The sequence below is a fragment of the Paenibacillus doosanensis genome, from assembly GCF_025060755.1.
GTDB lineage: Bacteria > Bacillota > Bacilli > Paenibacillales > NBRC-103111 > Paenibacillus_S > Paenibacillus_S doosanensis.
In genome coordinates this window covers 43,104-69,964 of sequence record NZ_JANYUY010000042.1, presented here as the reverse complement: position 1 = coordinate 69,964, position 26,861 = coordinate 43,104, and the positions used below count along the sequence as shown (strand labels likewise).

Sequence of the window (26,861 nt, the reverse complement as noted above, 5' to 3'; positions counted from 1 at the left end):
CTAAATGATCTTCAGGGATCCAATCGCTCAAATACATCGGAAACAATTCACCTTGTTCCGTGGAGTAAGATTTAAATTTTGCCATAAACCACACACCCTTTTTTACCAGATAAACAGATTACAGTTAAGTTTCGCGACGAAACTATGCTTTTCCTGTTTCGTCGGACAGACTCCTAAAAGGGTGGTGAAAAAAGAGCGGAGGGGCCATTTGAATCTGGAAAAGCGTAAGCGTTCGCCTTTGAAAACGGATTCTCTCCACAGAAAAATGAGAAAACAATCCAAAGAATCCGTTTTCAACAGCGATTGGAGGATCAAATGGACGCCGCAGCGGACTTTTTCACCACCCTTCTAAAGCAAGTGAGAGAACGTGCTTGCCCGCTACGGCGGATAAGGACGCTTTTTTGTTGTTTAGGAAATGATGCGCGGCAATTTCTTGTGGATATCCGTGGGCACCCCGGAAAGTAAAGTCTACCCATAGAACGATCCCAGAGGAATGGTTAGACGCCGATCCAGCTTAGGCTGGATGCGGACGGAATAAGCTTCAGAGCATCACGTCACTTTTGGGGGATTTGTTCCTGTGCTCGAACGTGCACAAAATGGTCGTTATCGGGTATGAAATGATGCGATCCTCCCCTAGAACGGGGTCCCGAGTCCGCTTATGATAGGGCAATAAAAGCGGAATTGGGTGCTACAACCGATCTTAGGAAGGAGATAAAAGATGAAGTTAGCCTGCATGTATGAGCAATTCGCCAAGGTCGATCCGCGCTACGGGCCGGTGCCCTTCTGGTGGTGGAGCGCCGAGGAGGTTACGGAGGAGAGAGTCCGTTGGCAGCTGCGCAAATTCCGGGAAGGCGGCATGCGCAACATCGGGATTATCAATCTGGCGCCTACGGGTCCGCAGTACGGTTCCGTAAGCGACCGGCCCGCTTTCTCCAGCGAAGTGTGGTGGCATATGTTCGAGGTCGCCGTTCGCGAAGCGGAGCGTCTTGGCATGTATGTCTGGTTCTACGATCAAATCGGGTTCTCCGGCGCGAATATGCCGGCGCGAATCGTAACGGAACGGCCGGAAGCCGCAGGTTACCGGCTGAAGCGGTTCGAGGCCGGAGAGGAGCTGCCTCCTTCTGCGGAAGTGCTATATGAAGCAGACGGCTATACCTATGCCGCCGTGCGACAGGGGTTCAACTGGCTCGACCCTGCGGCTTCGCAGGAGTTGATCGACCGGGTGCACGGGGAGATGGAGCGGCGCTTCCCCGCCGATCTGGGGCGCACGATAGCGGGCAGCTTTCAGGACGAGCTGCCGCCGTTTCCGCTGTGGACGCCGGAGCTTGCGGAGCTGTACCGGGAACGCCACGGGGACGAACTGCTGCCGCTGCTGCCGGCTTTGTTCGACCCGCTTCCCGGCTCCGCGGACGTGCGCCGCAGAGTGTACCGGCTCTCGGCGGAGCTGGCCGAGCGCTCGTTCTTTATTCCGCTCGGACGCTGGCACAGCGAGCGGGGCATGCTGTTGTGCTGCGATCAGGCCGGTCCGGCGAGAAGGGCCGATCCTCATGGGGCGCAGCGCCTGTACCTCGATTATTTCCGGACGCATCGCTGGTACAACGCTCCCGGAACGGATATGGACGGGGAAATCAAGCCGCATGCCTCGATGGTGCACTTGCACGGCGGCTCCCGAGTGTTCCTGGAAGCGTTTCATTCCAGCGGATGGGGAGGGACGCTGGAGGAGACGATGCATTGGCTCATTCCATGGTTTCAGGCGGGAGCTACGGTGTACAGCCCGCATTCCGTTTATTACAGCACGCGCGGAGGCTGGTGGGAATGGGCGCCGCCGGATACGGGCTGGCGTCAGCCGTATTTTGAGCACTATCCGGTATTCGCCGATACGATCAGCCGCATCTGCTACATGCTGAGCGCAGGAGCCCATGTGTGCGATATTGCCGTACATTACCCTTCCCACGCGGTCTGCGGTTATTTATCGTTGGCCGACGGCAAAAAGAACGAGCATCCGATGGGAGTAGCCAATAAAGACCCGAATGAGCAGGTTACGCATATTCAGAAGGTGTACCGGCAAGTGGCCGGAAGCTGGAGCCGCCGCCAATCCGAGCTGCCGGGCGCGCTGCGCAGATCGCAGCTTGATTTTGACATCGCGGATGACACCGCTTTGATGAAGGCGGTGCCGGAGGGAGCGCGGCTGAGCATAGCCGAGGAATCCTTCGCCGTGGTTATTCTGTGCGGAACGACAGTGATGGACGGGGAGGCGCGACGCAGGCTGGAGCAGTGGCTGCGGGAAGGCGGCTTCGTCATCGGCGTGGACGTTCCAGAAGCGGAGCGGAATTGGGCCGGCGTCGTCTACGCAAGCGATGCCGAGGAGGCGGCCGCTCTGATCGAATCGCGGATTCCGCGGCGGATTGAAGGGCCGGGCGAGGCGCTGCACCGGCGGACGGAGGACGCGGATCTGTTCCTGCTGCTCCCGCGCAGCGAAGAGCTGCTTGCCATGCATCAGCCGGCAACCCCGGAAACGGCAGCGGCGGAATCGGCCGTCTACCGCCTGCGGACAAAGCGCGTTCCCCAGCTGTGGAATCCTGTCGTCGGCAGGGCGGAACCGATCGCCTATGAACGGGACGGGGACTGGATAGAAGCGAGAGTGCCTTTCGCTTCATGGCCGGCCGCCTTGATCGTATGCGCCGAGGACGAAGCGGCGGCCGCAGCGCTGCTCGGCGGAAGGGAGCCTGTCGCCGAGGAAGATCGGGCGCGCGTCAGGCCCTTTCCCGCGGAGCTTGGAGATGCGGAACCGGCTGCCGGAAGCGGTGCGCATATTGAGCTGCCTTCCGACGATTGGCGCGTGCGCGTGGAAGCTACGCTGGACAACCGGTACGGAGATTTCGATCTGCATGGCGCGGGCAGGGGCTTCGTGCCTACGGAACGGCGGATGATGAATGTACGGCTGGAGAAGGAGGAAGCGGACGGGGAGCCGTCCGGTTGGCATTTGCCGGGACTGGACGAAACGGGGTGGCTGCCGAGATTGTGGAGCGAGGCCGCGTACTGGCATGTATGCAAGGGGGAGCGGTTCGACGATAGCGCCGCCGAACCGCTCGTGTACAGCGCCGTATTCGGAGACCTCGCGATGCGGTCATGGGCCGGGCGGATGGGCCGCGTTCCGCGCCGCTTCCTGAATTTGGGCCGCTGCAGCAAGGGCGAATTCGTCTGCGCCCGCACCTACGTGATGGCTCCGGCTGCGGGAATCTATTGGATTCGCACCGAAAGCAACTCCCAATTGGACGGAACCGTTAACGGCGAAGAAATTGCTTGGAACGGCGGCCCGGAGGAGCGTACGGCTTGGGTCGAACTGCGCGCCGGGAGCAATGAATTGATCCTGCGGGCGCAGGCTATCGGCAACGGCCTGATGAGGGCGGCGGTCGAAGTGTCCGGACAGGCGAGAGAACCGCTGCCGAAATGGCTGTTTAGCCGCAATCCGAGCGGGCAATCGGCGTTAATCAAGCGCGTTGCTTGCGAGCCCGGGCTTCCCGTCGAGCGGGTTCGCCTCGTATTTGCGGCGCGAGGCCGGGCGGTATTGTATGTCAACGGGACGAAGGTGACCGAGCACGGCGATTTCAATCCGTATATCCGCCAAGGCCAGGAGGAAGTCGACGTAACGGCCTTATGGCGGCAGGGCGTCAACGAAGTGCGCTTTGCGCTTCCCGAAGGAAAGGGAGAAGTATTCGCCGACGGAGTCGTAGAGTACCGGGGCGGCGGACCGCTCGGCTTCTGCACGGGAGAAGACTGGCGCGATGAGCGGGGAGAAGCGCCGGGCGTTCACCATTTCTCCGTCCTGCAATTTGCCGAGACGGAGTCCTTGTGGATTGCGGCGAGGCCTCACCCGCTGCCGCGGGTAGGCTGGCTTATGCCCGATTCCGTTCCCGATCCGGCTCCGCTGCCGTTCTCCGCAGATCCGGGCGCTATCGGCCGCCCGGTCTGGCTGCGGTTTCCGCTTCCGGTCGGGACGAACCGCCTGCGATTCGAATGTGCGGGCGAGGCGCGTCTGTGGATCGGCGGTCAAGAAGTAGCGGTCAGCTCGGGCGTCGCCGCATTCGCCCCTCGGCCGGCCGGTACGGCAGCGGTGCTCCGCATCGTTCCGGCCGCTGCGGAGACGGAAGGGGCGGTGCTGCTGTCGCCGATCCGGATGGAGACGGCGCCGGTGTCGGGTTCGCTCGGCGATTGGCGGTCGGCGCTTTGCCTGCCGCATCACAGCGGGGCGGTGGAGTACGAGCGGACGCTGGAGGTGCAAGGGCTGCAGGATGCGCAGCTGGATCTCGGGCATGTTCGGGGTACGGCCGAAGTATGGGTGAACGGGCAGCCGCTGGGCGTGCGTCTGTGGAGGCCGTACCGGTTCGCTCTGCCTGCGCTGCCGGACGGGAAACACCGGCTGCGAATCCGGGTAACCAATACGCTCGGCACCCATTACGAGATCGGCAGGCCGACCGGTCTTGTCGGCGGCAATCCCGATGTGGCTTATTGGGAGGACCGCGGGACGCAGGAGGAGCGGGACTGGCAGCGCTGGTTCCCGAGCGGGGGGCTGTACGGCCCGATCCGCATTTTGGCGAAGTCCCAGCCACGATAGTTTGCTAATCAAAAAATCGAAGGATCGGGAAGTGCGGCGATCTATGTACCGACTGCGGTCGGTACGGGTTTCCGTCTCGCTGTTCCAGGTCTCTATCGGTTCTCCGGCCACTTGTTCGCCACACTTCTGCAGGGCGGCCGCTCATCTGGGAACGCCTTCGACAGTCGTTCGTCTGTTATCGCGGTTATCGCTTGAAACAACCGGGAAGGCACGTGCCTTTACCCGGTTTTTGTGCTATGGTTAAGGGTGAGAGATTGAATTTAACGTCTGGTCAATACATAGGCAAATATAAGCGAGGGTAGATGAATGAACGATCGAGCGATGGTAGTGTGTTTGGGTGAAATTTTGATCGATTTCATGCCGGAGCAGAGCGGTCAAGCTTTGGAACGGGTCCCGGCGTTTCAGCGGGCGGCGGGCGGCGCCCCCGCCAATGTGGCCGCCGCCGTAGCGAAGCTCGGAGGCGCTTCCCGGTTCATCGGGAAGGTAGGCAGCGATGCGTTCGGAAATTATTTGCACAGCACGCTGATCGCCGCGGGAGTCGAAGCGGCGCTTGTCGAGACGGAGGAGGCGCGCACGGGTCTGGCCTTCGTATCGCTCCGCCATGACGGGGAGCGGGATTTCTTGTTTTATCGCGATCCGGCTGCAGATATGCTGCTGAAGGATGAAGAGATTGAGGAAGAGTGGCTGGAAGATGCGGCGATATACCATTTCGGCTCGGTATCCCTGATCAGCGAGCCTTGCCGCACGGCAACGCTGGAGGCGGCGCGCAAAGTGAAGCAAGCGGGAGGCTTGATCTCCTACGACCCGAATTTACGGCCTGCGCTGTGGCCGGATGAGGAGACGATGAGGCAGGAGGTGCTGCAGCATATCGGCTTGGCCGACGTGCTGAAGGTTAGCGAGGAGGAAGCTTCGTTCCTGCTGCAATGCGAACCGGGCGAGGCTGTGCAGCAGCTGCTTGATATGGGGGCGCGATCGGTCGTCGTCACGCGCGGGGAGGAAGGCTGCTGTGTCGTTACCAAACGGGCGATGACCCTTGTTCCCGGTGTTCGGGTCAAGGCGGTCGATACGACGGGAGCGGGCGACAGCTTCGTCGGGGCTATGCTGTTCAAGCTGGCGGAAAGCGGGATTACCGCGGAACGGCTGGAAGGGGTATTCTCGGACGAGGCGGCGGTTGTGCAAATTTTCCGCTTTGCCAACAAGGTAGGCGCCATTACGACGACTAGGCGCGGAGCGATTCCCGCTTTGCCGACTTTGGCGGAAGTGGAAGCGCTCTAAGACGGAAGAAGGGAATCCGGGCCGTGCGACGGCCACCGGGTTCCCTTCTGTCGTTATTTTTTGGAGAAGACTTCGCAAGCTTCGCAAGTAACGGTCTCCCCCGTTTATATGCCGCAGCTTCGCTTTGTGCTCTGTGCTTTCTGCTCTGTGGCGTATTACCGCTTTGCGCGGCTTTACGCTTCCGTATCGTATACCCGGATCTCCACGACTTCGGCACGAGAGCTGCCGTTCGTCGATTCGACAACGAGTCGCAGACGGTCCGCCGTCACGGGAGAAGCGATCCGGTGCACCCGTTTGCGCTTGCGGTTCGCCCTCTCTTCATGCAGCGTAACCCAGCCGCCGTCCTGCAGCGCCTCCAGCCGGTAATCGCGGACGAGCTCGGGGATGACATCGAACGGCGTTTTATGATGATGGAGATTGATCAGATCCTCGTTGACGTCGTCGTTGAATACGAGATGAATCTCGTTCATCGTCATGGCTTCTTGCCACTGCAGCTCGAGCGACGCCGGTTGCCCCTGGCCAAGCGGCTGCGAAATCCAAAGATGGGGCTGCCCGTACGGACGGAGATAACCGTCGGTCACCCGGTCCGGCGAGAATGCTTCGGTTTCCGGAAACAACCGGAAGCAATACGGCTTGCGCACATGCTGCCGCATGCTCCACTGTACGACCGGCTGCTCGGGCTGATGATCTTCGAGATTTGTGGATACGAGAGGCCGGTCGTTTTTGGCGAAGCAGAGCACCCCCGTTTGCGGCTCGCTGGAGAAATGCAAGGATAGCAGATCGCTCGCCTTCACGATGACGAAGGCGTGTTGAGGCGTCCCGGGCTCCCAGCGCAGCGGTACGCTGATCCACTGCCGTTCGCCCGGGGCTACCGCCGCCGAGCCGCTCGCTTCGCGCCGATGCGGCACATAGTTTTCCGCCCGGCCGGTGCTCCACACCTCGACCTCCAGCTTCGCCTCGGCCGACGCATCCACCAGCAGCTCGATCCGTTCGAGCCGCGGCGACACAGGCACCAGCAGGCCCGCATCGCGGTCCAGCGGGATTACGCCGCTCGCCTGCTCAACCGCGAGCAGGCGCAGCGTGCCGGACGCCGTGACCTTGGCACGGCGGGCCAAATCCCTTACATCGGCGCTGCGCAGGCCGATGACGGAAGCGTCCTGGCGCAGCAGCGTCTGCTGCAGCTCCGCCAGGTGCTCGCGGTACACGGCGCGCGGCGTCGCGCCGTGCTGCACGGCCAGCGCCGCGCCGGTGCCCGCGGCCTCGCCGATCACCGCGCACGTGGCCATGACGCGCGTCGTGCCGAAGGCGACGTGAGAGGCGCTGATGTTGCGTCCCGCAAACATCAGATTCGACACGTTCGCCGAGTAGAGCGAGCGGAACGGGATATGATAAATCCCGTCCGCATGCAAATGCTTCGACCCGCTCTCGGCCGAATACATCCCCTGCGGAGGATGGAGGTCGATCGACCAGCCGCCGAAGGCGACCCGGTCCTCGAATTCCCGCTGAGCGAGAATATCGTTCTGATTCAACACATAGTCGCCGATAAACCGGCGGTATTCCCGTTTGCCGGGCAGGGAGCCGACCCATTCGAGCGTCATATGCTCGGCGTCGAACTTGCCGGAATTTTTAATATAGTCCCAGATGCCGTAAATGACGGCCCACAGCTCGTCGCGGATGCGCTCGTTCTCGTGCACCGTGTCCAGCTCGCCGCCCCATTCGATCCACCAATAATGGCAGCCGGAATCGCCGCTGCGGATGACCCGCTTGATCGGGATGGACGTCTGCGTTATATCTTTGGCGAAGCCGGGCGGCACATATTTGACCGGATGCCCCGCATCCTTCGTATAGAACAGCAGCGTGCTGCCGAGCGTAATACCGTCTGCCGTGTCGGGTGCCCAGTCTTCGTTATATTCGTGCTTGGCCTCGCGGCCTACCCGGTATTTCGCTCCGGCGAGGAAGCCGACGAGGCCGTCCCCGGTGCAATCGGCGAATATAGCGCTTTCAAACCGAATGCGGCGCTCCGATCCCATCATCCACCCGGTAACGGAACGAATGCGGCGGTCTTCCGCATCTCCCTCCGCCTCCACCTCATGCACGTCCGTATTCAAAAACAATTGAATGTTCGGCTCAGCAAGCACCGCTTCAAGCACGACAAGATCCCAGTAGTACGGGTTGCCGTCCGGATTGCGAAACTGGTTTTCGACGAGCAGCTCGCCCATAATGCCGGTTTCGCGGGCATACCGGTTCGTTCCGTGAGCGGTAGCGCCGCATACCCATACGCGAACCTCGCTGCTGGAGTTGCCTCCGAGAACGGGACGGTTCTGGACGAGTGCGACCGTTCGCCCTAACCGGGCCGCTGCGACGGCGGCGCTGACCCCGGACAACCCCCCTCCGACGACCGTAATATCGGTTCGTATCGTTTCGTATTTCATCAATGGCTCACCTCAAGGACATGGAATGGCGTATCTATAATTTCATTATATGATTGCTATTTTACTTTTAACATGCACTGATTTAACATAAGGCATATACGGAATTTCATAGTCCTTTTGAAAGGGAGAGAAGCATGAGCGGAGCGGAGGGGAGATGGCAGCCGGAGGCGCTCAGCCATACGTACTGGCATTTGAAGGAAGCCTTTTTATTAAAAGAAGACACCTATGACTACTGGGTGATGTTTGCCGTCGAAGAAGGCTCGTTTCGCTACACAATAGGTGAGGCTCAAGGTCAAGCCGGGTTCGGCGATCTGATCTTGTGCCCTCCGGGCACCGCGTTTGAGCGGGAAGTGATCGCGCCCCTGTCCTTTCATTTCTACACGCTGCGCTGGAAGCCTGCGCAGGGAGCGCGGGCGGAGGGGCAAGCCGCGCCGGATACCGTGCTGCCGGTACATGTCCGGCTGACGGGGCATGGCAGGCTGAGCGCTACTTACGCTTTAATGAGACAGATGGCGAGCCTTGCGAATCAGCCGGAACGGATGCGGCAGTGGACTCATTTTGGCCGGGATTTATGGCAGCAGTACGCGCTGGAGCAGGAGCTGGCCGAGCTTGCAGGCAGACAGCCCGCGGATGACCCCGCCATGCGCAGGGCGCAGGAGTGGCTGCGTCGGCATGCCTTCGGCCCCGTCGTCCTGAAGCGGTTAAGCCGCGAGCTGGGCTTAAGCCCGGTGCAATTCACCCGGCGGTTTCAGGCCGCTTACCGGATCACGCCGATGGATTATTTAACTTCATTAAGAATACAGCTCGCGCAGAGGCTGCTGCTCGAAACCGATTGGACGCTGGAGCGGATCGCCGAGCAGTGCGGCTACGAGAACGGCTTTTATTTGAGCCGCGTCTTTTCCAAAACGATGAACATGAGCCCGTCGCAATTCCGCAGCAGGCATCGAGTTTGACTGGCGGAGATGATTCCCACTCTAACGCGTCGTTATAAGGCATTTTCCGGCCAAAAATATAGCAAGGCGGGAAGCAGTCTCTTCCGCCATGTCGCAATGTTGCAACGGCCTGTCGCCTATTTGCAATAGGACGCATGCCCGAACCGTGATAAGATTTGGCTAAATGAGGTTCGCTCCGAAAATGCAGTGTCATATTAGCGGAGCGGATGAAAGTATAAGGAGGACGAAACGATGGCCAAGCGGTTGAAAATCGGGATAATCGGAAGCGGCGGCATCGCCGGAGCTCACGTTAGAGCGTACAAGCAGATGGAGGATGTGGAAGTAGCTGCGGTAGCGGATATTATTCCCGGTAAAGCGGAGGAATTCATCGCTCGCCATGAGCTGGCGGGAGCGCAGGGCTTCGACGATCATCACAGGTTATTGGAGCTTGATCTGGACGGAGTCAGCGTATGCACTCCGAACGTATCGCATGGCGCTACGAGCATCGACGCTTTGCAGGCCGGCAAGCATGTGCTGGTAGAGAAGCCGATGTCCGTCACCCTGGAGCAGGCGGTCGAGATGGTGCAGGCCGCGAAGCGGGCGGACCGGATGCTGTCCGTGGCCTTCCAGCCTCGTTACGATCCGAACATGCAGGCGGTGCGGGATATCGTTCGTTCGGGACAGCTCGGCAATGTGTATTACGTGCAGACCGGCGGCGGGCGAAGACGCGGGATGCCGCAAGGAACGTTTATATCCAAGGAGCTGGCGGGAGCGGGGGCGCTGGCCGACATCGGCTGCTATTCGCTGGATATGGTGCTGAATGCGCTCGGTTATCCGAAGCCGATTACCGTCTCGGCCACGACGAGCAATCATTTCGGGACGAATCCGAAGTACCATCCGCAGGCGAATCGCTTTGAGGTGGAAGATTTCGGCATGGCGATGATTCGCTTCGAGCGCGATCTGGTCGTCAATTTCAAAATCGGCTGGGCGATGCACATGGATACGCTGGGTCCGACCCTTTTCCTCGGTACCGACGCCGGCTTGAAGGTAACCCCTTCCGGCAGCGGGGCATGGGATGGCGGGATTACTTCCATTGCGTTGTATCACGATATCGCCGGTCATCAGACGGAGAGCCCGATCCCCGTTAAGCAGCACCAGGTCAATATTTTTTATGAAAAAATCCGCGATTTCGTCTCCGCTGTCCAGGAAGGGCGCCCTGCGCCGATTCCGGGCTCGGAAATTATCCGCAACCAGGCGATTATCGACGGTATTTTAAGATCAAGCGCGCTGAAGCGGGAAGTCGATATCGTCATACCCGAGCTGTAATGGCGGGATCATCATTATAATGAAGCTCGTTTCCCCGTAGCTACAAGGCTGCGGGGAATTTTTTGTTTCGAACCGATCAAGCGGGGGAAATCCGTCTGCAAAGTCGACCGCTTACGTTGATCCAACCCTTTATCGGCTCTATCGGAGAACCATGCTAAGCGTCGGAATCGAAGCGTTCCCTGCTGACAGACAGCTGTCAGGGTTGGCGTGATATAATGAAGTCAACTCGTAAGGAAAAAGTAAACCCTGCAGGGCAGGGTTCAAGGAGGTCGTATCAGATGACGCAAGCGGCGCTGGATATGTACGATTATCATGTATGGGCCAATAAGACGATGCTTGGCCGGCTGAAGGAGCTGCCTCGGGAAGTGTACCGGCAGCAGGTGCAGAGCGTACTTCCATCCGTCTCGTTTGCGATGGCTCATATTTACATTGTCGATTCCACTTGGCTGAGCATTTTGTCCGGAACGGACATGAGAGAGGCGATTGCCGCAGCCAACGAAGTGAAGGAGCAAGCGGAGGCGGCAAGCATTGAAGAGTTGGAGGCCATGATGATGGAGCTGTCGGAACGGTATAAGGCGTTTTTCAAGCGGCAGGACAGCATGGAACGAACGATCGTCCTCGATAATCCGTATGCCGGAGTCTGCGAAAAGAGCTTGTCGGAGATCGTGCTGCAAGTGGTCAATCACGCGACTTACCATCGCGGCAACGTTACGGCGATGCTGCGGCAAATGGGGCATGCCTCCACCATGACCGAGTATGCGTTATACTGGTATGCCAAGTAAGCTCGCCGTCTTGACGCCCAGCCTATCCATGCGCATCAATACATCAAAAACCAGTCGCCGTGAAAGCAAGCGGACTGGTTTTTTTCAATGCATAGGAATTACAGCTTCTTGGTCATCCTGACGTGGGGAATGCCTGCATCGAGGAAGGTTTCCGGGGAGACGGTAACGTAACCGAGCTTAAGGTAGAACGGTTCCGCTTGGCATTGCGCGTCCAGAAGCGTATAAGCATAGCCGAGGCGGCGGGCTTCCTCTTCCAATGCGGTGACGATGGCTCTGCCGGCTCCGGTGCCGCGGGCTTCCTTCAAAACGGCGATTCGCTGGAGCTTCATCGTGTCGCTCTTGTACGGGCGCATCCGCCCGGTTGCCGCCGGTTGTCCGTCCATTTCGTACAGCACATGGCAGCAGGACTGCGGGGTTTCGTCGAACTCGTCTATTTCCAGGCTTTCATCGACCTGCTGCTCGATGACGAACACCTTTTTTCGGATGTCGAGACATTGATGAAGCTGCTGCTGTGTAGTGACATGGGAAGTTTGATTCATTGCAAGGTCTCCTTCGCTATCATAAACTTATCTAGAAAATTTCGGTACAGCCAGTATACCACGAATGCCGGAAAAAGGCTTGGCAGCCCCGGATCGCCGCCCGCCACCCGAATTTTTTGCATCATCCGCAAGGCTCCGTTACAATGGGTATACATGAAGGTATCCATAACCTTCCATTAATAGGGGAAAGAAAGGAGTGGATACAATGGGAACAGGGATTTTTTCAATGTTCGTTATCGTCGTATTCGCCATCATATTATTTAATCTGATATCCGGAGCAAGCTCCAGAAATCGGCGGCGCAACCGCAGTCGTCGTACGGACGATTGGAATTCTTCTCATAACAGCAGCAGCTACATGTTCTCCAGCGACGACGATCATGCCCACCGGCATCACCACCACCATGGACATCACCATGGGCATCATCATAGCGGTCATCATCACGGCGACAGTCACGGGCACTCCTCATCCGACAGCGGAAGTTCCGGAGGGGACAGCGGAGGCGGAGACGGGGGAGGAGGCGGAAGCGACTAGGATGCCGGCGCGGGACGATCGCAAACGGAGGGGAGCTGCCGGAACCCGGGCGATACCCGGGCATCGAATCGCTCTTGCCTGAGATGATTTGCACCGGTTATACTACGGAAATTACAGTGAAATAAGGAGGCGGCGAAAGATGGATGATTTGCGTTATCCTATCGGTGCATTTGCATGGGAAGGGGAGATTTCCGCGGATCAGCGGAACAAGTGGATTCAGGATATCGAGGCGCTGCCCGGACTGCTGAGACATGCAGTAAGCGGATTAAATGCGCAGCAGCTTAACGAACCTTATCGGCCGGGAGGCTGGAGTTCTCAGCAGGTCGTCCATCATTTGGCGGACAGCCATATGAACAGTCTGATCCGCTTCAAGCTCGCGCTGACGGAGGAGCAGCCGACCGTCAAGCCATATGACGAAGCTGCGTGGGCGGAGCTTGCCGATACGAGACAAGCCCCGATAGAGCTATCGTTGGCGCTTCTGGATTCGCTGCATGAACGCTGGGCGCTGCTTCTTCGCTCGCTGGATGAGAAAGCTTGGGAGCGTACGCTGTTCCATCCTGCTTCGGGCATCATACGGCTTGATGTGAATTTGGGCACTTATGCCTGGCACGGCAAGCATCATACCGCGCATATTACCCGGCTTCGCGAACGAATGGGCTGGTAGACGGAAGCTTGCGGCGGTCCGGAAGCGTAGGACGCTATGCAAGCCTTGCGGGCGCCGGGCTCGCCTTCGGCGGCTTCGCTGCTCCAAGCCGATTATGCGGCGGCAACGAACCGTTGTGTACTAACAGCACCCTGCCTGCAGACGGGAGTCTGACCGGCAGGGGGGTTGCCTTTCGACCGTAACGCAAGCGCAAACGGCTTAGAACATTTCTCCGTCCCAAGGCAACCCTTTGCGGAAGCGGGATTCGTCATGCAAGCGCTGAAGCGTCAGCAGGCTGAATTGATACATGTCCCATATTTCACAGTGAGGCTCCTTGGAGCCGGACGCTTCCAATATGGCGTTAACCGCTCTGCGCGCCGCTTCGTTGGCTCCCTCCATGGTGGCAAGATCGGTGTTCGTTCTGACATAATCGGAAGCCAGAAACAGATTCGCGATGCCGGTGTAGGCGTTGGGGCGCTTTTCCCACGTATATACTTTGTTAATGAGCAGCGGTTCGAGATTGACCGCTACGCCGTCCGGATTCGGCAGGTGGATATCTTCGTCAAGGAACCATGAATGAAGATTGTCGTCCTCCAGCAAGACGCGTCCGCTCACATTCAAGCTGGACCCCAGCTGATGCCATACCTCTTGCATAATTTCTTCGCGCGTGCAGTGCCGGGCGCTTTTGCCGAACAGAGCTCCGGGCGCCTCCCAGTCGGAGATATCGACCGATAAAATGCCGTGCACGTCGCCGTCGCCGTATTCGCTAAGATCGACATGCGGCCAGAACTGCTTCTGCGAAACCGATGTGAGCGCCCACTGCGAATCCATATAGATCATATGGCCGTGAATAACCGGCACATCTTCCTTCAAATAAAATTGAATTCCGTTCATCCAATCGACATCCTCGGCCAACTCCTTAATCCGTCCCAAGGTCGGATCGGCTGTCAGCATCTCGCCGGTAATGAACTGGGCCATAACCTCGACCGGGAAGGCCGCTATGTAGTAATCGGCTTGCACCTCGTAGGTTTGTCCGGACTCGGTGACCGTTGCCCCGGTAATGACGCCGTCGCGGCAATCGATCCGCTCCACCTTGGCGTTCAGATGGTAATCGACGCCGGATTGGCGCAAATATTCAAGCCAAGGCTGAATCCACACTTCATTCGTAGGCCCGTTCAGCAGCCTGTCGGCACTGCCTCCGGGCAGCACCATGTCGAGCATAATTTGCGCTCCGATAGTGCCGACGGTGGCCGTATTCGCTTCCCTGGCTTTGGCGGCCACGAGAATGCGCGTCATTCCGGTGAAGACGCGCCGGAAGTTGGCGGATTGCTGATCGGCCTCGATGAACGTCCACCAGGGGATATTCTGGTATTCTTCGCTTCTGCGCGCATTGCAGCTGGTCATTACTTGCCAAACTCGCGCCAAATAATGATCGACTTCCTCCTCCGACAAGCCGAGATGATTATCGAACAGCGATTGAAATAACGCTCTTATATCCGATATCGAGGTCGGAAATTCCGTGACGAATTCGACGGGCGCATCATCGATTCGGGCCAGGCCAAGACGGGTCCCTTCCACCAGGTTGTCGGCTACGCCCTTTTTATTGCTGCCGTACGGGATTCGCTCCATCGTGTCTACGATATGCTTATAAAACCTTGGGAAAAACCGAAAGCCATGTTCGCCCGGCAAGTCTTTGCGTCCATCCGTTCCACTGCCCGGAACCGCCATGGAACGCGCCTTTCCTCCGGGAATCCGCTTCATTTCGTACACCGCTACATCAAAACCGCGCTCTACCAGCTCATGGGCCGCACTCATCCCGGCTACGCCTCCCCCGAGAACGGCCACTTTCTTCTTCATTCCTTATTTCCACCCCTGTCATATTCTGTTAACTGACTTAATCTATTTATACCACGACTTTTATCCTACGAAAACTCTTATTTTTCGACAAAATGATAGAGAAGAACCACGTCGAAAGCCGAATGGCGGTGAAAAAGGGATGGGGAATCCCGCTTCGGGAGCCGTCCGCGTGTCAACGGACCTACCGTCTGTGGCCGCTAGGAGGCACCTTCCCGATCGGCGGCTTGCGCCATGTACATGGCTGCGGGGACAATGATGCCATAAAGATATATAAATAAAGCCAAATGGAATACAGACAGGAGCGGCTTGTTCCAGTATGATTGCAGTATACTTAAACTATTATTACGTCCTCGGAAGGACTGAATGCAGGAGGAACCCACATGTCCACATTCCGAATTGCCGTGATCGGCTGCGGCAGCATGTCCAAAGCTTGGATCGAGCATTCGCTTCAGCGGGAAGATTCGCAAATCGTAGCTATGGTCGACATTCGAAAAGAAAGCGCTGCCGCAATGGCAGAGCGATACGGTATCCGCTGCGGTATTTATGACGATGTTCGTCAGGCGATTACCGAAACCGGGGCGAATCTCGTCTTCGACGTGACGATCCCGGAGAGCCATTTCGCGGTGACGAGCGCTGCGCTGGAACTCGGCTGCGACGTGTTCGGAGAGAAGCCGATGACGACGTCCATGGAGCAGGCACGCCGTCTTGTCGCTCTGGCGGAACGGGAGGGCCGCACGTATGCGGTGATGCAAAACCGACGCTATTTGCCGCAAATTCGCGCATTTCGTGATGTGATCGCTCATTCCGGCATCGGCGAGATCGGGTTTGTGAATGCGGACTTTTTCCTCGGACCGCATTTCGGCGGCTTCCGCGATGCGATGGACAGTCCGCTGCTGCTCGATATGGCCATCCATACGTTCGATCAGGCCCGCTTCATTACCGGCAAAGACCCGGTGTCGGTCTACTGCCATGAATTTAACCCGGCCGGCTCCTGGTACGCGGGCAATGCCGCGGCGATATGCATTTTCGAGTATGCCGACGGAGGCGTATTCTGCTACCGCGGCTCTTGGTGCGCGGAAGGCAGCCCGACTTCCTGGGAGGCGCAGTGGCGCGTGAACGGGAGTCGCGGTACGGCGATCTGGGACGGGGCGACGGCACCGATTGCGGAAGTGCTGCTGACGGCGGAAGAGCAGGCCGGTGCAGGCGGCAGCCGCTTCCGCCGAGTGGAGGCGGAGCTTAGCTGGAACGGCCGCAGCGGCCATGCCGGCTGCCTGGATGAGATGTTCGCCGCGCTGGTCGAGGGGCGCAGACCGGAGACGTACTGCACCGACAATATCAAGAGTATGGCGATGGTGTACGGGGCGCTGGAGAGCGCCAAGGAAGGACGCAAGGTGAAGCTGTAACGCCGGCGCCGTCTTTCGCCGAGCGCAGGGCCTGAGACATGTGCACGAAGCAACAACAGCCTTGATAATGCGCGAAGCGGGACTGCGTTATCAAGGCTGTTGGCGCGTTTTGTGCGGCGTTGGCAGCCGAAATACCCCGGCAGCGGATTGCCGGGGGTAAAGAGATATTTTTTTCAAAAACGCGATCCCGCCGGAGCTTTGTGATAACGCGTGCCGATTTCGTCGGCGGTCATCGGCTTGCCGTAATAATAGCCCTGCATGACATGGCAGCCCTGCGACTGGAGAAACCGGATTTGCTCTTCCGTTTCAACGCCTTCCGCCACGACTTCCATGTTCAAGTTTTTGGCGATGGCGATAATGTTGCTGATAATCGCCTGCTTGGACGATATTTGACTTTTGCGGACAAAGGCCTGATCGATTTTCAACGTATCGACCGGCATTTCGTCGAGCGAACCGAGCGAAGAGTATCCGGTGCCGAAGTCGTCCAGTGAGACGCGAACGCCGAGCAGGCGCAAACGCCGCAGCTGTTCTACGGTATCTTCGGTATCGTGCATGGCGATCGACTCCGTAATCTCAAGCTCCAAATAATGTCCTTCCAACCCGGCCAAGGTTAACGCTTCTTCGACCATATCGTATAACGATTGGCTCTCGAACATCCGAACGGACATGTTGACGGAAATGCATACTTGCATCCATTGTCGGTCCTGCCAGAGGCGGTTTTGCCTGCACACTTCTTTAAGCAGCCAATGGGTAATCGGGATGATCATCCCCGTATCCTCGGCAATCGGAATAAATTCCAGCGGCGAGATGACTCCCAGCGTCGGATGGTTCCAGCGCAGCAGGGCTTCCATGCCGACCGTACGGTTGCTCGCGGCGTCGCACTTCGGCTGGTAGACGGCGAAAAATTCCCCGTGCACGAGAGCTTTGCGAAGATCTTTCTCCAGCTCCATCTTACGGATCATATGCCGGTCCATTTCCTCGTCAAATACGCGAAAGCGGTTTTTGCCCGCCGATTTGGCGGTATACATGGCGGTGTCGGCGGCTTTCAGCAAAGACGAGCGGTCCGTTCCGTGCTCCGGCGCAAGGCTGATGCCGATGCTGCAGGTTACGTACAGCTCGTTTTCTTCAATAAAGTAAGGCCGCTTAATGTTGTGCAGTACCCGTTCGGCCAACGCGTGCGCGGCTTCGGGCGATCCGTCTTTCGAGGCGATCAGAAACTCGTCTCCTCCGAGCCGGAACACGGTTTGCCGGTCGCTCAAGCATTCCAGCAGCCGCCGGGACACTTCGCGGATCAGCAGGTCGCCGATATCGTGCCCGAGCGTATCGTTAATCGATTTGAACCGGTCCAGATCGATGAAAAAGACGGCGCCTCCGTTTTCCGCTTTGAATTGCTCTTCAAAAAAACGCGTGAGATCATGCCGATTGGCCAAACCGGTCAGCGGGTCGCTGTATGCCATTTTCTCCAATACGTGGCGGTCGAAAAAAATGGCGCCCCAAGAGACGGCTAATATGAACAATGTGGCTAGAGAGACGCCGATGATCAGAAACAGCGTCGATTCCGCTCCCGCGGCCCCCGCAGGCGGCGGCGACGGATGGACGAAGCGGGCAGCGGCCATTCCGGTGTAGTGCATGCCGCATATGGCTATCGCCATAACGATGGAGGATAACAGCTTCCAGCGGCTATGATCGGGCGAAAGCCGGAACCTGCGGAACAAATACAGGGCCGCATAGGAGGCCGCCAGCGCAATGACCGCGGACAGCCACCATAGGTACGGATCGTAGCGGATTTCTGCGGATGTCCGCATGGCGGCCATGCCGGTATAATGCATGGCAACGATGCCGCCGCCCATAAACAAACCGCCTGCGGCCAACTGCCATTTTTTCGCCTGGGCATCGGTCGTTACCCTCAGCGCGATGAAAGAAGCGAAGATGGCGGCTGTAGCCGACAGGACGGTGACCGGAATATCGTAATCGATGGAGAGGTTAAGATGAAACGCCAGCATGCCGACAAAATGCATCGACCATATGCCGCATCCCATGACGCAGGAACCGGCAAGCAGCCAGGCGATGCGGCTCTTGCCCCGGGCACGGGATATTTTCCCGGCCAGATTAAGAGCGGAGTATGAGGACAGCACGGCAATAATAAAGGAGAGGAGAACGATCCAACCGTTATATTGTATGTGAAGATGCTCCATGATCTAGACCTACTTTTCTAATTTCTGCTAACGAGCTAAATTCAGTATAGTGTATATGTGGGGCATATAAAAGCGCAAATTTTCATATTCCGTTAAAGGGGAGGCCGTTTCCGGCAGCTGCGTTTCCGCAGCCTTTTCCTGAGATAGAGCGGCTTTATAATGTGATTCATTTGGTCGGTGGCTTTCTTTCGGTTTGAAACCCGGGAGGGGTATTGTATAATGATAACAAATGAGAGGCGGCAGGCGCTGCCGCCGCAGAAAGCGAAGTGACTGACGATGAACGCCAAAGTATCGGGGAAATCCGCAGCCGGACAGGCGGAAGCTTTGCCGGCGCAAGCCGGTCTGCATGATGCGGGCGAAGGAGACGCTTGCTGTGCCGTGGACGGCGAGCGTAAAAGTCATCATTCCGATAAAGTGAAGGATAATCTCGTCTCCCGGCTGAATCGGATAGAGGGGCAAATTCGCGGCGTCAAAGGCATGATCGAAAAGGATACGTATTGCGATGACGTTCTGAATCAGATTGCGGCTATACAGTCTGCGCTGAACAGCGTCGGAAAAATACTGCTCGAAGGCCATATGAAAAGCTGTGTAGTGGAACGTCTGGAACAGGGCGACAAGGACGTTATCGATGAATTGCTCAAGACGATGGGCAAATTGATGAAGTGATGAACGCCGCTGGTGCATGCAGAAGGAGTACGGCGTTCCGCCGTTCGAATATTTGCTTCGTTACCGGATCGAGCAGGCCAAGCTGCTGCTGCTGCTGTAGACCGATCTGTCCGTCGCGAGAATCGCGGAGGAGGTCGGGTTTAACCAGGCGGCTTATTTCGCATCCTGCTTTGCAAGGGCGGAAGGAATCTCGCCCCGCACGTTCCGCAAGCAGTTTCATCACAGTTAAGCTGTCATCTTGACGCTTGATCCCCAAAGTCGTACCCCCTCAAAAATCGGCGCCGGACCGAAGCACTCTAGCAAAGTTCTTTATCGGATACAGGCGGGTGACGACGGATGAATATGTCCAATTGCAGCGGCTGCGGCAAGCTCCACTTGCAGCCCGCGAACGTGCTGTGCGCCGACTGCTTCAAGCTGCACGTGGCGGACGGTCACAAGATTAAAGCTTATCTTCAAGCGAATCCCGGGGCAACGGTCATGGATTTGGCTCGGGAAACGGGATTATCCCTGAAAAAAGTAAGCGAATGGGTCAAAAGGTAGTCTTCTCGAAGCAGTTATGCATCGGGGAAGGCGCTTGTTGGCCTTTTTTTATTGTTAAGGAAATGATGCGCAGCCATATCCAGTGGATATCCGGGTTCTCCCCCGAAAGTAAAGTCTACCCATAGAACGATCCCAGAGGAAGGGTTAGACACCGATCCAGCTTAGGCTGGATGCGGACGGAATAAGCTTCAGAGCATTACGTCACTTTTGGGGGATTTGTTCGTTGACCGGAGCCAAGAATTCTGCTTTGCGGAAGCTATGTGTTGAACCTTTTTCGTTTTTGTTACGCCTAGAAAGTGAGCGCGCGCAACAACGACGGAAAGGGAACAACGGGATGAGAATGATACGGTATGCGTTTTTTTGGATGATTGCAGCGGGATTGGCGGCGGTTATAACGGGGCTTCAGTTGAAGCCGGAACCGCCCGGGAACATATATTATCAAGACCAGGCGGCGGTGCTGTTGTACCATGATATTCGAACCGAAGTGCCGCCGGGTGCGGCCGGTTCGTCCACGATCAGCACCGCGCAGCTTAGGGAGCATTTGAAGATGCTGGGCGACCGGGGCTTCCGTATTGTGACGATGGACGAGTTTGCCGGGTTTATGCTGCAAGGCAAGAAGCTTCCGGCCAACGCGGTCGTTTTGACGTTCGACGACGGCTACGAGACCTTTTACAGGGAAGCGGCGCCGATATTGCAAGAGTTCCATGCAACGGCTTCGAATTTTATCGTGGGTGCGTCGTCCGATGTATTTCAACCCGAGGCGGAGCCCCATTTGAGCTGGGAACAGATGAACCGTCTGAAGGCGCAAGGAATAGGCTTCTACAGCCATACGTACAATTTGCACCGCATGCTGCCGTCCGGACGAAGCGGCGCTTTGCAGCCGGCGTTAACAGCCCGAATCCTGATGACGCAGGCCGGAAGGAACGAGTCTGAAGATCAGCATAGGCTAAGAATATACAGCGATATCGCCTTTATGGAGAAACGGCTGAGACAAGAACTTGGCTCCCAGCGGCGTCTGCTGGCATTTCCATACGGAGCTTACGACGATGCTGTTCTTGAAGAAGGCGGACGGGCCGGGATCGAGCTGTTTTTCACCATAGAGGAAGGATTGAACACGGCGGGAACCCGGATCGTCAAGAGAATCAATGCCGGGGAGCCTTATATGACGGCGGATGCCTTATGGGAACATTTACAATCTTTTTTTGCGAAAAAACAATGAACCGAAAGCCGCCATCTTACGCCTTAAATATAGTAACCCTGTAAGAGGAGTGACGGCATGGAACGGGAAACCGAACAACGGTTAATGAATGACATTAGACGGGGGAATAAAGAAGCGTTCCGGGCGCTGGTGAATCCGCTGATTCCGAAGGCTTACCGGAGCGCGTATATGATGCTGCAGTCCAGACCTCTGGCGGAGGAAGCGGTGCAGAACTCGCTTATCGAATTATATTCGGCCATTATGAACGGCAAAGAAATCGTTCGTCTGCAAGGCTGGTTCAGCCGGCTGCTGGCTCACCGGGCGGTCGATATAGCGAGGAAAGAGCAAGGCTACAAGCAAACCGTCGATATCGACGGCGTAGATATTCAGGATGCGGCCTCTACACCGCTGGAAAGCTTGCTGAAGAAAGAGCAGTCGGAGCGGCTGCTCGAATCGATCATGGCTCTGGAACTGCAGCAGAGGATCGTATTGGGGTTGTACTACTTTCAGGAGCTGAAGATTGAGGAGATCGCTTCTCTCCTGGATATTAAGGAGGGTACGGTCAAATCCCGGCTGTACCATGCCAGAGTAAAGCTTAGCGCCGTGCTTCATCGGGCGCAAGGACGGGCGAAGGAGCTGATGATATGAAGCGGGAACGAGAGAAGGATTTGGCAGAAGGGCTGGAGCAAGCGCTCCAAGACATTCCGGTGCCTGAATCGCTGTTTCAATTCGCGGAGGCGCTGCCGGACACATGGGATCGCGGCGAACCGGACGGCGAACGGACGGGCCGTAAGAAGCGGCCGGCGCATGTCGAGCGCAGAAGGCTGCCCGTACTGTTCAGAGGCTCCGCGGCGGCGGCCGTACTGGCGGTATCGCTAACCGCGGGAATGACGATGTCTCCCGCTTTTGCGGCGCTGGTCAAAGGAATTCCCGGCATCGCCGTTACGGTCGATTGGCTGCAGCATATCCGGGAGCAGGACGGCGTCCAGACGGCGATCAATCACGATTATATCCCGATTGAGCCGGTGACGGCGACCTTCGGCGGAACCGTCATCACGATCGGCGACATCTATTTGACGGAAGAGGAGCTGTTGTTCAAAAGCTTCATCCAAACCGACTTGTTCGATGTCACCGACGGGCGCAGTTCGGAGCATCTCTCGATTTCGCCTCTTGAGAGCTTGCCTGGAGGGGGCTCGACGACCGCCTCGTCCGTCATTACGGCAGCGGACGGCAGCGGGAAGCCAGTGCTGCAGGAAACCTATAAATACCAGCTGTCGGAAGGAGCGGTTCAGCAGTTTTTGGCGAAGGGGACCGAGCTGGAGCTGGATGTGACCCAGAGCACGTTTAACGAGGAGAAGCGCCAGACGGATATTCGGGAGATCGGAAGAATCAAAGTGCCGATCCAATCAGACAAGCTGCTGCACAATAAGGTGCTGGAACCGAAGCTGGCGCTGCCGGTCGGGGATCCCGATCTGAAGGAGCTGAGCCTGGAGAAGCTGACGATTCAGCCGACGACGATGAACCTGATTTTGAAAGGGCCGGAGGGCTGGTATTACGATTTCCCGCGGGACAATGCGGTGGCCCCGTATTTGAAGGACGATCAAGGACACGAGTACCGGTATGATCCGTCGGGGCCCGGATTGTTATATTATGAGGAAGGGAGATTGCAGCTGCCGTTCTCCTCGTCGGTTTACTTCGAACCGGACGTCCGGACGCTGACGCTGCATATCGGGGAGCTTACGGTAGGAGAAGGGGAGCCGAGCGAGAAGCTGGAGCTCTCAATGAACGACGAATTTCCGCGCACGGTACAGTTTAAGAAGCAAGAGATCGTTATCGAGGGAGCCGATTACGCGCCTCAAGGCTATCTTCACTTGAAGATTAAAAAAGACAGCCCCGGACAAACGAAGCTGGAAGGCGTATTCTTCGGCATTGCGGAAAAGGAGAATCTGAAGGAGCGGTTCGACAAAGAAGGTCCCGAAGCTTATGAAGCTTACACTCGGAAGCAGGTTGAAGACCGGGAGGCCTTCAACGTCAGCGGCTTCGGGATCGCCGAGGATTACCGCGGGCAGGATTATCTGGATGTCTATATACCGGCGCGCCAGCTGGACCGGTATACGCTGACGCTCTCGCGCGCCCGCGATACAATTGCAGTGAACCGGGATTACACCGTATCGTTAAAGCCTTAAAGCTTGTTGAAAGCCGAAAAAAGAACCTTCAAATCCGCGGTCTGTCGGCAATGACGGCGGAGCTGAAGGTTCTTTCGCGTGCGCTTTCGCACGGTGCGGGGCTCTGCCGGCGGGCAAGGGAAGAATGCCGGGTTGGCGCGAGCAGGCCGCTTCCATAGCGAATGGCGGAAGCGATTGCCGCACAGCGGCGCCGCCCGGTCAAGCAGGGGACCGGGATCGCAGCGAGCGATGGACCGCCCAGGCGGCTATAAGCAGCAGCAACAAGCCCGCGCATGCGTAGTACAGGCCGTCCAGGCCGAGCGAACCGATCAGGGCGAAGCCGACGAGCGGCCCGAGCGCCGCTCCGACATCGACGACCGTTGTAAAGGTCGTCATGAAGGCGACGCGCGCAGCGCCGGCGGCGGCATCGGCCGCCAGCGCGTCGCCGAGCGTGGTGATGGCGGTGCTCGCGAGCTGCGCCGCCATCAGCACGGCGAGCCACGCCGCGAACGGGAGCGGCAGCGGCAGCAGGGCGAGCGCCGCCGCGGCCAAGGCGAGGCTGCCGAGATAGACCGGCAGCCGTCCGCGGGGGCCGTCGGACCAGGCCCCGATCCGCGGCGAGAGCAGCGGCGACCAGGCCCAGCGCACCGCTTGCACGATGCCGGTGAGCGAAGCGGCTCCGAGCGTCGCGCCGAGCACAAGCAGCGTCCCGGGCGCAGGCATATGGGCCTCGATCATCCGGCTCATCGTGCCGAGATAGATGCCGAAGAAAACGACGGCCGTCAGCAGGCCGGAGGCGAGTACGAGCGCTGCCTGCGGGGTCGGCGCAAGAGCCGCCGGACGCCTGGGCAAAGCGGGCTTCGCGGCCGAAGGCGACCCCGCCGATTCCGCCGCTGCAGCCGCCCCCGCGCGGGAATCGGCGGTGGCCGGAACGTACCGCCACGCCAGCGGGACGCCCGCCAGCATAACCGCGGCGAGCAGAAGCGATACCGCGCCGGCGCCGAGCGTATCGGCGAGTACGCCGCCGGCGAGCATGCCGACGAGGCTGCCGACGCCGATGATGCCGTTGTAGCTGCCGAGCAGACGGCCGCGGTTGCTGTCGTCCGCGGCCTCCAGCACGGTCAGGTAGCCGCCGATGCGCAGCAGCGACCACGCCGCGCCCCATAAGGCGCGGGCGGCGAGCAGCGCCGCGAAGCCCGACAGCGCGCCGTAGGCCGCCGTCGTGAGAAAGGCAAGGACAGCGGCGGCCAGCACGCCGCTGCGCTTGCTCATCCTGCCGTACAGCCACCCGACAAGCGGATTGAGCGGCAGGCGCACGAACCGGTTGACGGAGAGCAGCACGCCGACCTGCCATAAGGCGTCCAGACCGAAGGACTGCCAATAGACGGGCAGTACGATATACAGCATGGAGTCTCCCAGCAGGCTAATGGCGGTGATCCAGGCGATGATGCGAACGCGGAGACGGCCTTCCGCTTCGCGGCTGCGGTTTGCGGGAGCGGTGGTCCGGTCGTTTGGGATATGCGAATTCAGCATGGGCAAACCTCCTTTTTTCGGCTTTAATCACGATTCTCCGGATTTGTAAAGGTATGGTGTTCATTGTACGTGGAAAAAGGGGAATAAAAAGGGTAATCTCATAGTAATGGGATTTCCCCCTTTAACGTATCGAAAGAGACCCCTAGACATAGAAGGAGGCGCTTCGGGTGCAACTGATCGAGCATTATGCCGAGCTGTATCGCAGGTGGAAGCCGGAGAAAGAGCGGGAGGAGGTGCAAGTCACCGTCCCCGCGATAGCGGAATGTCTTCATTGCACCGAGCGCAACGCCAAGCTGCTGATCCGGGCGATGCGGCTTAACGGCTGGATTGCCTGGCATCCCGGTGGAGGCCGGGGCCGCAGCTCGCGTCTTCGCTTCATAGCGGAGCTCGACGGGCTTCTCTTGGAGCAAGCCGAAGCTCTTCTTGCCGCCGGGAGCATCGAGGAGGCCGCGGCGCTGCTGCAGTCCCCGCTGCTTACGGAGCGGGGGAGGGAACGGCTGCGCTATGCGGTCAGCCGCTTCTTCGGCTATCACATTCATACGGGAGACAGCGGACGGCGCCACTTGCTGCGGTTTCCGTCCTACCGCCGGCCCGGCATGCTGGACCCGGCCTATGCGACCCGCCGGACGGAGCTGCATCTGATCCGTCAGCTGTTCGATACGCTCGTCGCCTACGATGCGCAGAGCGGGCAATTCCGCCCGGGATTGGCGCATCATTGGGAACGAGACGCCGCAGCTCGCCGCTGGCGATTTTATTTGCAGAAGCATGTCCGGTTCCACAACGGAGCCCCGTGCGAATCGGAGGATGTCCGGGCGACGCTGGAGCGGTTGATGCCGCCTGAACGTCCCGGCGGCTCGCCTTACGGCAGGCTGTATGGGCTGCTCGAACGGGTAGAGCCGGTTCATGAGCACCTTGTGGAAATTCGCTGCCGGGACAGCTGTTACGGGCTGTTGTCTTTGCTTGCTTCAACGGCGGCATCCGTCGTGCCGCGGCAGCTGCCGGTGAACTGGGCGTTCCGGCCCGAAGGTACGGGTCCCTTCCTGATTGCGCGGCGGGATGATCGCGTATTGGAGCTTGCGGCGAACCCCGATTACTTCATGCGCGGAACGAACCTTGATCGGGTGGAAATGTGGTTTCTCCCGGAAATGTACGAGAAGGTGCCGATGACAACGCTGCTGAGCCTAAGCTTTTTCGGACATGCGCCGGGGCTTCGGACGCAAGGCGGCTTCCCGCTGCCCCAAGAGCATCACGGAATAGCCGATATTTCCGGGGCAAATAGAGATGCCTCCCGTCTGTATCCGCTCTATGAGGCGGAAAGCGAGATGGGAGGCATGAATTTCTTGCATTACCGGGAGACCGGAGAAAGCGCGGAGCTTACGGAGACGTGGAGCCAGGTGGAGCAGGCGGATCGCGGCTGCAAATATCTTGCCATCCAGCAGCGGAGAAGCGGGCCGCTGACCGATTCGCCGGCGCTTAGAAGCCTGCTGTACGACGCAGTCCGGCAGGAGACGGGGATACGGCTTCTTGGCGGCAACCGCGGGGAGCTGGCAGACCGTTTTGTAAGAAGCCCGCTGCTGGCTGAATATACGGCGGCTGAAGCGGACTGCCGCGCGGGAGGCGGCGGTTCCGCAAGCGAAGCGCCGAGCTGCGACCGGGCAGGCTGGCCGCGGCCGGAATGCAAGCTGCAGCTCGTCACTTATGCCGGAGCAGGCAATGAGCGCGATGCCGAATGGCTGAAGCAAGCGCTGGCTCCGCACGGCGTGGCGGTCAGCATCCGGCTCGTTCCTTATGAGCGGCTTGCATCCGGAGAGGTGCTCGCCGAAGCGGACTTGCTGCTGCTGGAGCAGCCGGCCGACGCGGACGACGAGTGGGCGCTGGGCTCGATACTCGGCTGCAGACAAAGCCCGCTGCGATCCTGCCTGCCGGAGAAGACGCTGCGGCGGCTGGACTCGGCGCTGGGCAGGCTTGCCGCGGAGCCGCTGCGCAGCGAGCGGCTGCTGCAGCTCGTCCGGCTGGAGCGGGAGCTGCTCGCGGACCGGTCGGTTATCGTCTGGTACCGCTGGCGCCAGACGGCATCTTATCCCTCCGAGCTGGAGGGGGTGAAGATCAATGCTTTCGGCTGGGTCGATTACAGGCAGCTGTGGTTCCGCGAAAGCGGCTCCGGCTGGAGCGCGGAACACCGTCTAACCGATGCCGAGCGATCCGATCCGGGTTAAATATTTATTATT

The 26,861-nt window shown here is 58.6% G+C and carries 19 protein-coding genes and 1 pseudogene; 15 read left to right on the top strand and 5 right to left on the bottom strand.

Annotation, left to right across the window (positions count from 1 at the left end; translation table 11 throughout):
* Positions 1–718 precede the first annotated feature (718 nt).
* Both N0M98_RS24420 and N0M98_RS24415 read left to right on the top strand, forming a co-directional pair.
* Entirely contained in the window at positions 719–4,615 is a 3,897-nt protein-coding gene (locus tag N0M98_RS24420; RefSeq protein ID WP_249860830.1) for a hypothetical protein, read from the top strand.
* Between the two features lie 306 nt (positions 4,616–4,921).
* On the top strand, positions 4,922–5,890 hold the full coding sequence (locus N0M98_RS24415; RefSeq protein WP_249860831.1) for a PfkB family carbohydrate kinase: 969 nt from the start codon (positions 4,922–4,924) through the stop codon (positions 5,888–5,890).
* Between the two features lie 173 nt (positions 5,891–6,063).
* On the opposite strand, the gene N0M98_RS24410 is transcribed toward N0M98_RS24415, so the two are convergent.
* Positions 6,064–8,322 carry an FAD-dependent oxidoreductase gene (locus N0M98_RS24410; RefSeq protein ID WP_259619446.1) on the bottom strand — a complete coding sequence of 753 codons (2,259 nt, stop codon included), beginning with the start codon at positions 8,320–8,322 and terminating at the stop codon, positions 6,064–6,066.
* A 134-nt stretch (positions 8,323–8,456) separates the two neighbouring features.
* On the opposite strand from N0M98_RS24410, the gene N0M98_RS24405 reads away from it, so the two are divergent.
* From N0M98_RS24405 to N0M98_RS24395, 3 genes are all read left to right on the top strand, one after another.
* Entirely contained in the window at positions 8,457–9,275 is an 819-nt protein-coding gene (locus N0M98_RS24405; RefSeq protein ID WP_259619445.1) for a helix-turn-helix domain-containing protein, read from the top strand.
* Positions 9,276–9,506: 231 nt separating this feature from the next.
* Positions 9,507–10,580: a Gfo/Idh/MocA family protein gene (locus N0M98_RS24400; RefSeq protein WP_249860834.1), complete on the top strand. Its 1,074-nt coding sequence runs from the start codon at positions 9,507–9,509 to the stop codon at positions 10,578–10,580.
* Between the two features lie 278 nt (positions 10,581–10,858).
* A complete protein-coding gene (locus N0M98_RS24395; RefSeq protein ID WP_249860835.1) occupies positions 10,859–11,362 on the top strand; it encodes a DinB family protein in 504 nt (167 codons plus the stop codon).
* Between the two features lie 98 nt (positions 11,363–11,460).
* Here the strand turns inward: N0M98_RS24395 and N0M98_RS24390 are convergent, their stop codons facing one another.
* Positions 11,461–11,901, bottom strand: a complete 441-nt coding sequence (locus tag N0M98_RS24390) for a GNAT family N-acetyltransferase (protein ID WP_249860836.1) — start codon at positions 11,899–11,901, stop codon at positions 11,461–11,463.
* Positions 11,902–12,106: 205 nt separating this feature from the next.
* Between N0M98_RS24390 and N0M98_RS24385 the strand changes: the two genes are divergently transcribed.
* Both N0M98_RS24385 and N0M98_RS24380 read left to right on the top strand, forming a co-directional pair.
* The gene (locus N0M98_RS24385; RefSeq protein WP_259619444.1) at positions 12,107–12,433 is read left to right on the top strand and encodes a hypothetical protein; all 327 of its coding nucleotides are present in this window, start codon (positions 12,107–12,109) and stop codon (positions 12,431–12,433) included.
* Positions 12,434–12,572: 139 nt separating this feature from the next.
* Positions 12,573–13,097 (top strand): YfiT family bacillithiol transferase, encoded by a 525-nt coding sequence (locus N0M98_RS24380; RefSeq protein WP_249860838.1) that lies wholly within the window; start codon positions 12,573–12,575, stop codon positions 13,095–13,097.
* A gap of 198 nt (positions 13,098–13,295) precedes the next feature.
* Here N0M98_RS24380 and N0M98_RS24375 read toward each other — a convergent pair whose 3' ends face one another.
* Positions 13,296–14,933, bottom strand: coding sequence for a hydroxysqualene dehydroxylase (locus tag N0M98_RS24375; protein ID WP_249860839.1), 1,638 nt, complete (start codon positions 14,931–14,933; stop codon positions 13,296–13,298).
* Positions 14,934–15,313: 380 nt separating this feature from the next.
* On the opposite strand from N0M98_RS24375, the gene N0M98_RS24370 reads away from it, so the two are divergent.
* Positions 15,314–16,336 carry a Gfo/Idh/MocA family protein gene (locus N0M98_RS24370; protein WP_249860840.1) on the top strand — a complete coding sequence of 341 codons (1,023 nt, stop codon included), beginning with the start codon at positions 15,314–15,316 and terminating at the stop codon, positions 16,334–16,336.
* Between the two features lie 173 nt (positions 16,337–16,509).
* Here N0M98_RS24370 and N0M98_RS24365 read toward each other — a convergent pair whose 3' ends face one another.
* Positions 16,510–18,531 (bottom strand): putative bifunctional diguanylate cyclase/phosphodiesterase, encoded by a 2,022-nt coding sequence (locus N0M98_RS24365; protein ID WP_259619443.1) that lies wholly within the window; start codon positions 18,529–18,531, stop codon positions 16,510–16,512.
* A gap of 276 nt (positions 18,532–18,807) precedes the next feature.
* Here N0M98_RS24365 and N0M98_RS24360 point away from each other — a divergent pair, with 276 nt between their 5' ends.
* The 6 genes and pseudogenes from N0M98_RS24360 (at position 18,808) to N0M98_RS24335 (ending at position 23,121) form a co-directional block, all read left to right on the top strand.
* Positions 18,808–19,197 carry a metal-sensitive transcriptional regulator gene (locus N0M98_RS24360; protein ID WP_259619442.1) on the top strand — a complete coding sequence of 130 codons (390 nt, stop codon included), beginning with the start codon at positions 18,808–18,810 and terminating at the stop codon, positions 19,195–19,197.
* Positions 19,198–19,210: 13 nt separating this feature from the next.
* Positions 19,211–19,426: pseudogene (locus tag N0M98_RS24355) on the top strand (helix-turn-helix domain-containing protein); the annotation flags it as partial.
* A gap of 107 nt (positions 19,427–19,533) precedes the next feature.
* The gene (locus N0M98_RS24350; RefSeq protein ID WP_249860843.1) at positions 19,534–19,737 is read left to right on the top strand and encodes a winged helix-turn-helix transcriptional regulator; all 204 of its coding nucleotides are present in this window, start codon (positions 19,534–19,536) and stop codon (positions 19,735–19,737) included.
* A gap of 334 nt (positions 19,738–20,071) precedes the next feature.
* Positions 20,072–20,956 carry a polysaccharide deacetylase family protein gene (locus tag N0M98_RS24345; RefSeq protein WP_259619441.1) on the top strand — a complete coding sequence of 295 codons (885 nt, stop codon included), beginning with the start codon at positions 20,072–20,074 and terminating at the stop codon, positions 20,954–20,956.
* Positions 20,957–21,013: 57 nt separating this feature from the next.
* Positions 21,014–21,583, top strand: coding sequence for an RNA polymerase sigma factor (locus tag N0M98_RS24340; RefSeq protein ID WP_259619440.1), 570 nt, complete (start codon positions 21,014–21,016; stop codon positions 21,581–21,583).
* Entirely contained in the window at positions 21,580–23,121 is a 1,542-nt protein-coding gene (locus tag N0M98_RS24335; protein ID WP_259619439.1) for a DUF4179 domain-containing protein, read from the top strand. Before N0M98_RS24340 ends, N0M98_RS24335 begins: the two co-directional genes overlap by 4 nt.
* A gap of 198 nt (positions 23,122–23,319) precedes the next feature.
* Here N0M98_RS24335 and N0M98_RS24330 read toward each other — a convergent pair whose 3' ends face one another.
* A complete protein-coding gene (locus tag N0M98_RS24330; protein WP_259619438.1) occupies positions 23,320–24,633 on the bottom strand; it encodes an MFS transporter in 1,314 nt (437 codons plus the stop codon).
* Between the two features lie 167 nt (positions 24,634–24,800).
* Between N0M98_RS24330 and N0M98_RS24325 the strand changes: the two genes are divergently transcribed.
* On the top strand, positions 24,801–26,849 hold the full coding sequence (locus tag N0M98_RS24325; RefSeq protein WP_259619437.1) for an ABC transporter substrate-binding protein: 2,049 nt from the start codon (positions 24,801–24,803) through the stop codon (positions 26,847–26,849).
* The last annotated feature ends 12 nt before the right edge of the window (positions 26,850–26,861 follow it).

What these genes read in the sequence shown, in the direction of transcription:
- N0M98_RS24370 (WP_249860840.1), top strand. Translation starts at nt 15,314, where the DNA reads ATGTCCACATTCCGAATTGCCGTGATCGGCTGCGGCAGCATGTCCAAA.
- N0M98_RS24340 (WP_259619440.1), top strand. Translation starts at nt 21,014, where the DNA reads ATGGAACGGGAAACCGAACAACGGTTAATGAATGACATTAGACGGGGG.
- N0M98_RS24410 (WP_259619446.1), bottom strand. Translation starts at nt 8,322, where the DNA reads ATGAAATACGAAACGATACGAACCGATATTACGGTCGTCGGAGGGGGG.
- N0M98_RS24350 (WP_249860843.1), top strand. Translation starts at nt 19,534, where the DNA reads ATGAATATGTCCAATTGCAGCGGCTGCGGCAAGCTCCACTTGCAGCCC.
- N0M98_RS24405 (WP_259619445.1), top strand. Translation starts at nt 8,457, where the DNA reads ATGAGCGGAGCGGAGGGGAGATGGCAGCCGGAGGCGCTCAGCCATACG.
- N0M98_RS24375 (WP_249860839.1), bottom strand. Translation starts at nt 14,933, where the DNA reads ATGAAGAAGAAAGTGGCCGTTCTCGGGGGAGGCGTAGCCGGGATGAGT.
- N0M98_RS24335 (WP_259619439.1), top strand. Translation starts at nt 21,580, where the DNA reads ATGAAGCGGGAACGAGAGAAGGATTTGGCAGAAGGGCTGGAGCAAGCG.
- N0M98_RS24395 (WP_249860835.1), top strand. Translation starts at nt 10,859, where the DNA reads ATGACGCAAGCGGCGCTGGATATGTACGATTATCATGTATGGGCCAAT.
- N0M98_RS24365 (WP_259619443.1), bottom strand. Translation starts at nt 18,531, where the DNA reads ATGGAGCATCTTCACATACAATATAACGGTTGGATCGTTCTCCTCTCC.
- N0M98_RS24330 (WP_259619438.1), bottom strand. Translation starts at nt 24,633, where the DNA reads ATGCTGAATTCGCATATCCCAAACGACCGGACCACCGCTCCCGCAAAC.
- N0M98_RS24400 (WP_249860834.1), top strand. Translation starts at nt 9,507, where the DNA reads ATGGCCAAGCGGTTGAAAATCGGGATAATCGGAAGCGGCGGCATCGCC.
- N0M98_RS24380 (WP_249860838.1), top strand. Translation starts at nt 12,573, where the DNA reads ATGGATGATTTGCGTTATCCTATCGGTGCATTTGCATGGGAAGGGGAG.
- N0M98_RS24420 (WP_249860830.1), top strand. Translation starts at nt 719, where the DNA reads ATGAAGTTAGCCTGCATGTATGAGCAATTCGCCAAGGTCGATCCGCGC.
- N0M98_RS24415 (WP_249860831.1), top strand. Translation starts at nt 4,922, where the DNA reads ATGAACGATCGAGCGATGGTAGTGTGTTTGGGTGAAATTTTGATCGAT.
- N0M98_RS24345 (WP_259619441.1), top strand. Translation starts at nt 20,072, where the DNA reads ATGAGAATGATACGGTATGCGTTTTTTTGGATGATTGCAGCGGGATTG.
- N0M98_RS24390 (WP_249860836.1), bottom strand. Translation starts at nt 11,901, where the DNA reads ATGAATCAAACTTCCCATGTCACTACACAGCAGCAGCTTCATCAATGT.
- N0M98_RS24385 (WP_259619444.1), top strand. Translation starts at nt 12,107, where the DNA reads ATGGGAACAGGGATTTTTTCAATGTTCGTTATCGTCGTATTCGCCATC.
- N0M98_RS24360 (WP_259619442.1), top strand. Translation starts at nt 18,808, where the DNA reads ATGAACGCCAAAGTATCGGGGAAATCCGCAGCCGGACAGGCGGAAGCT.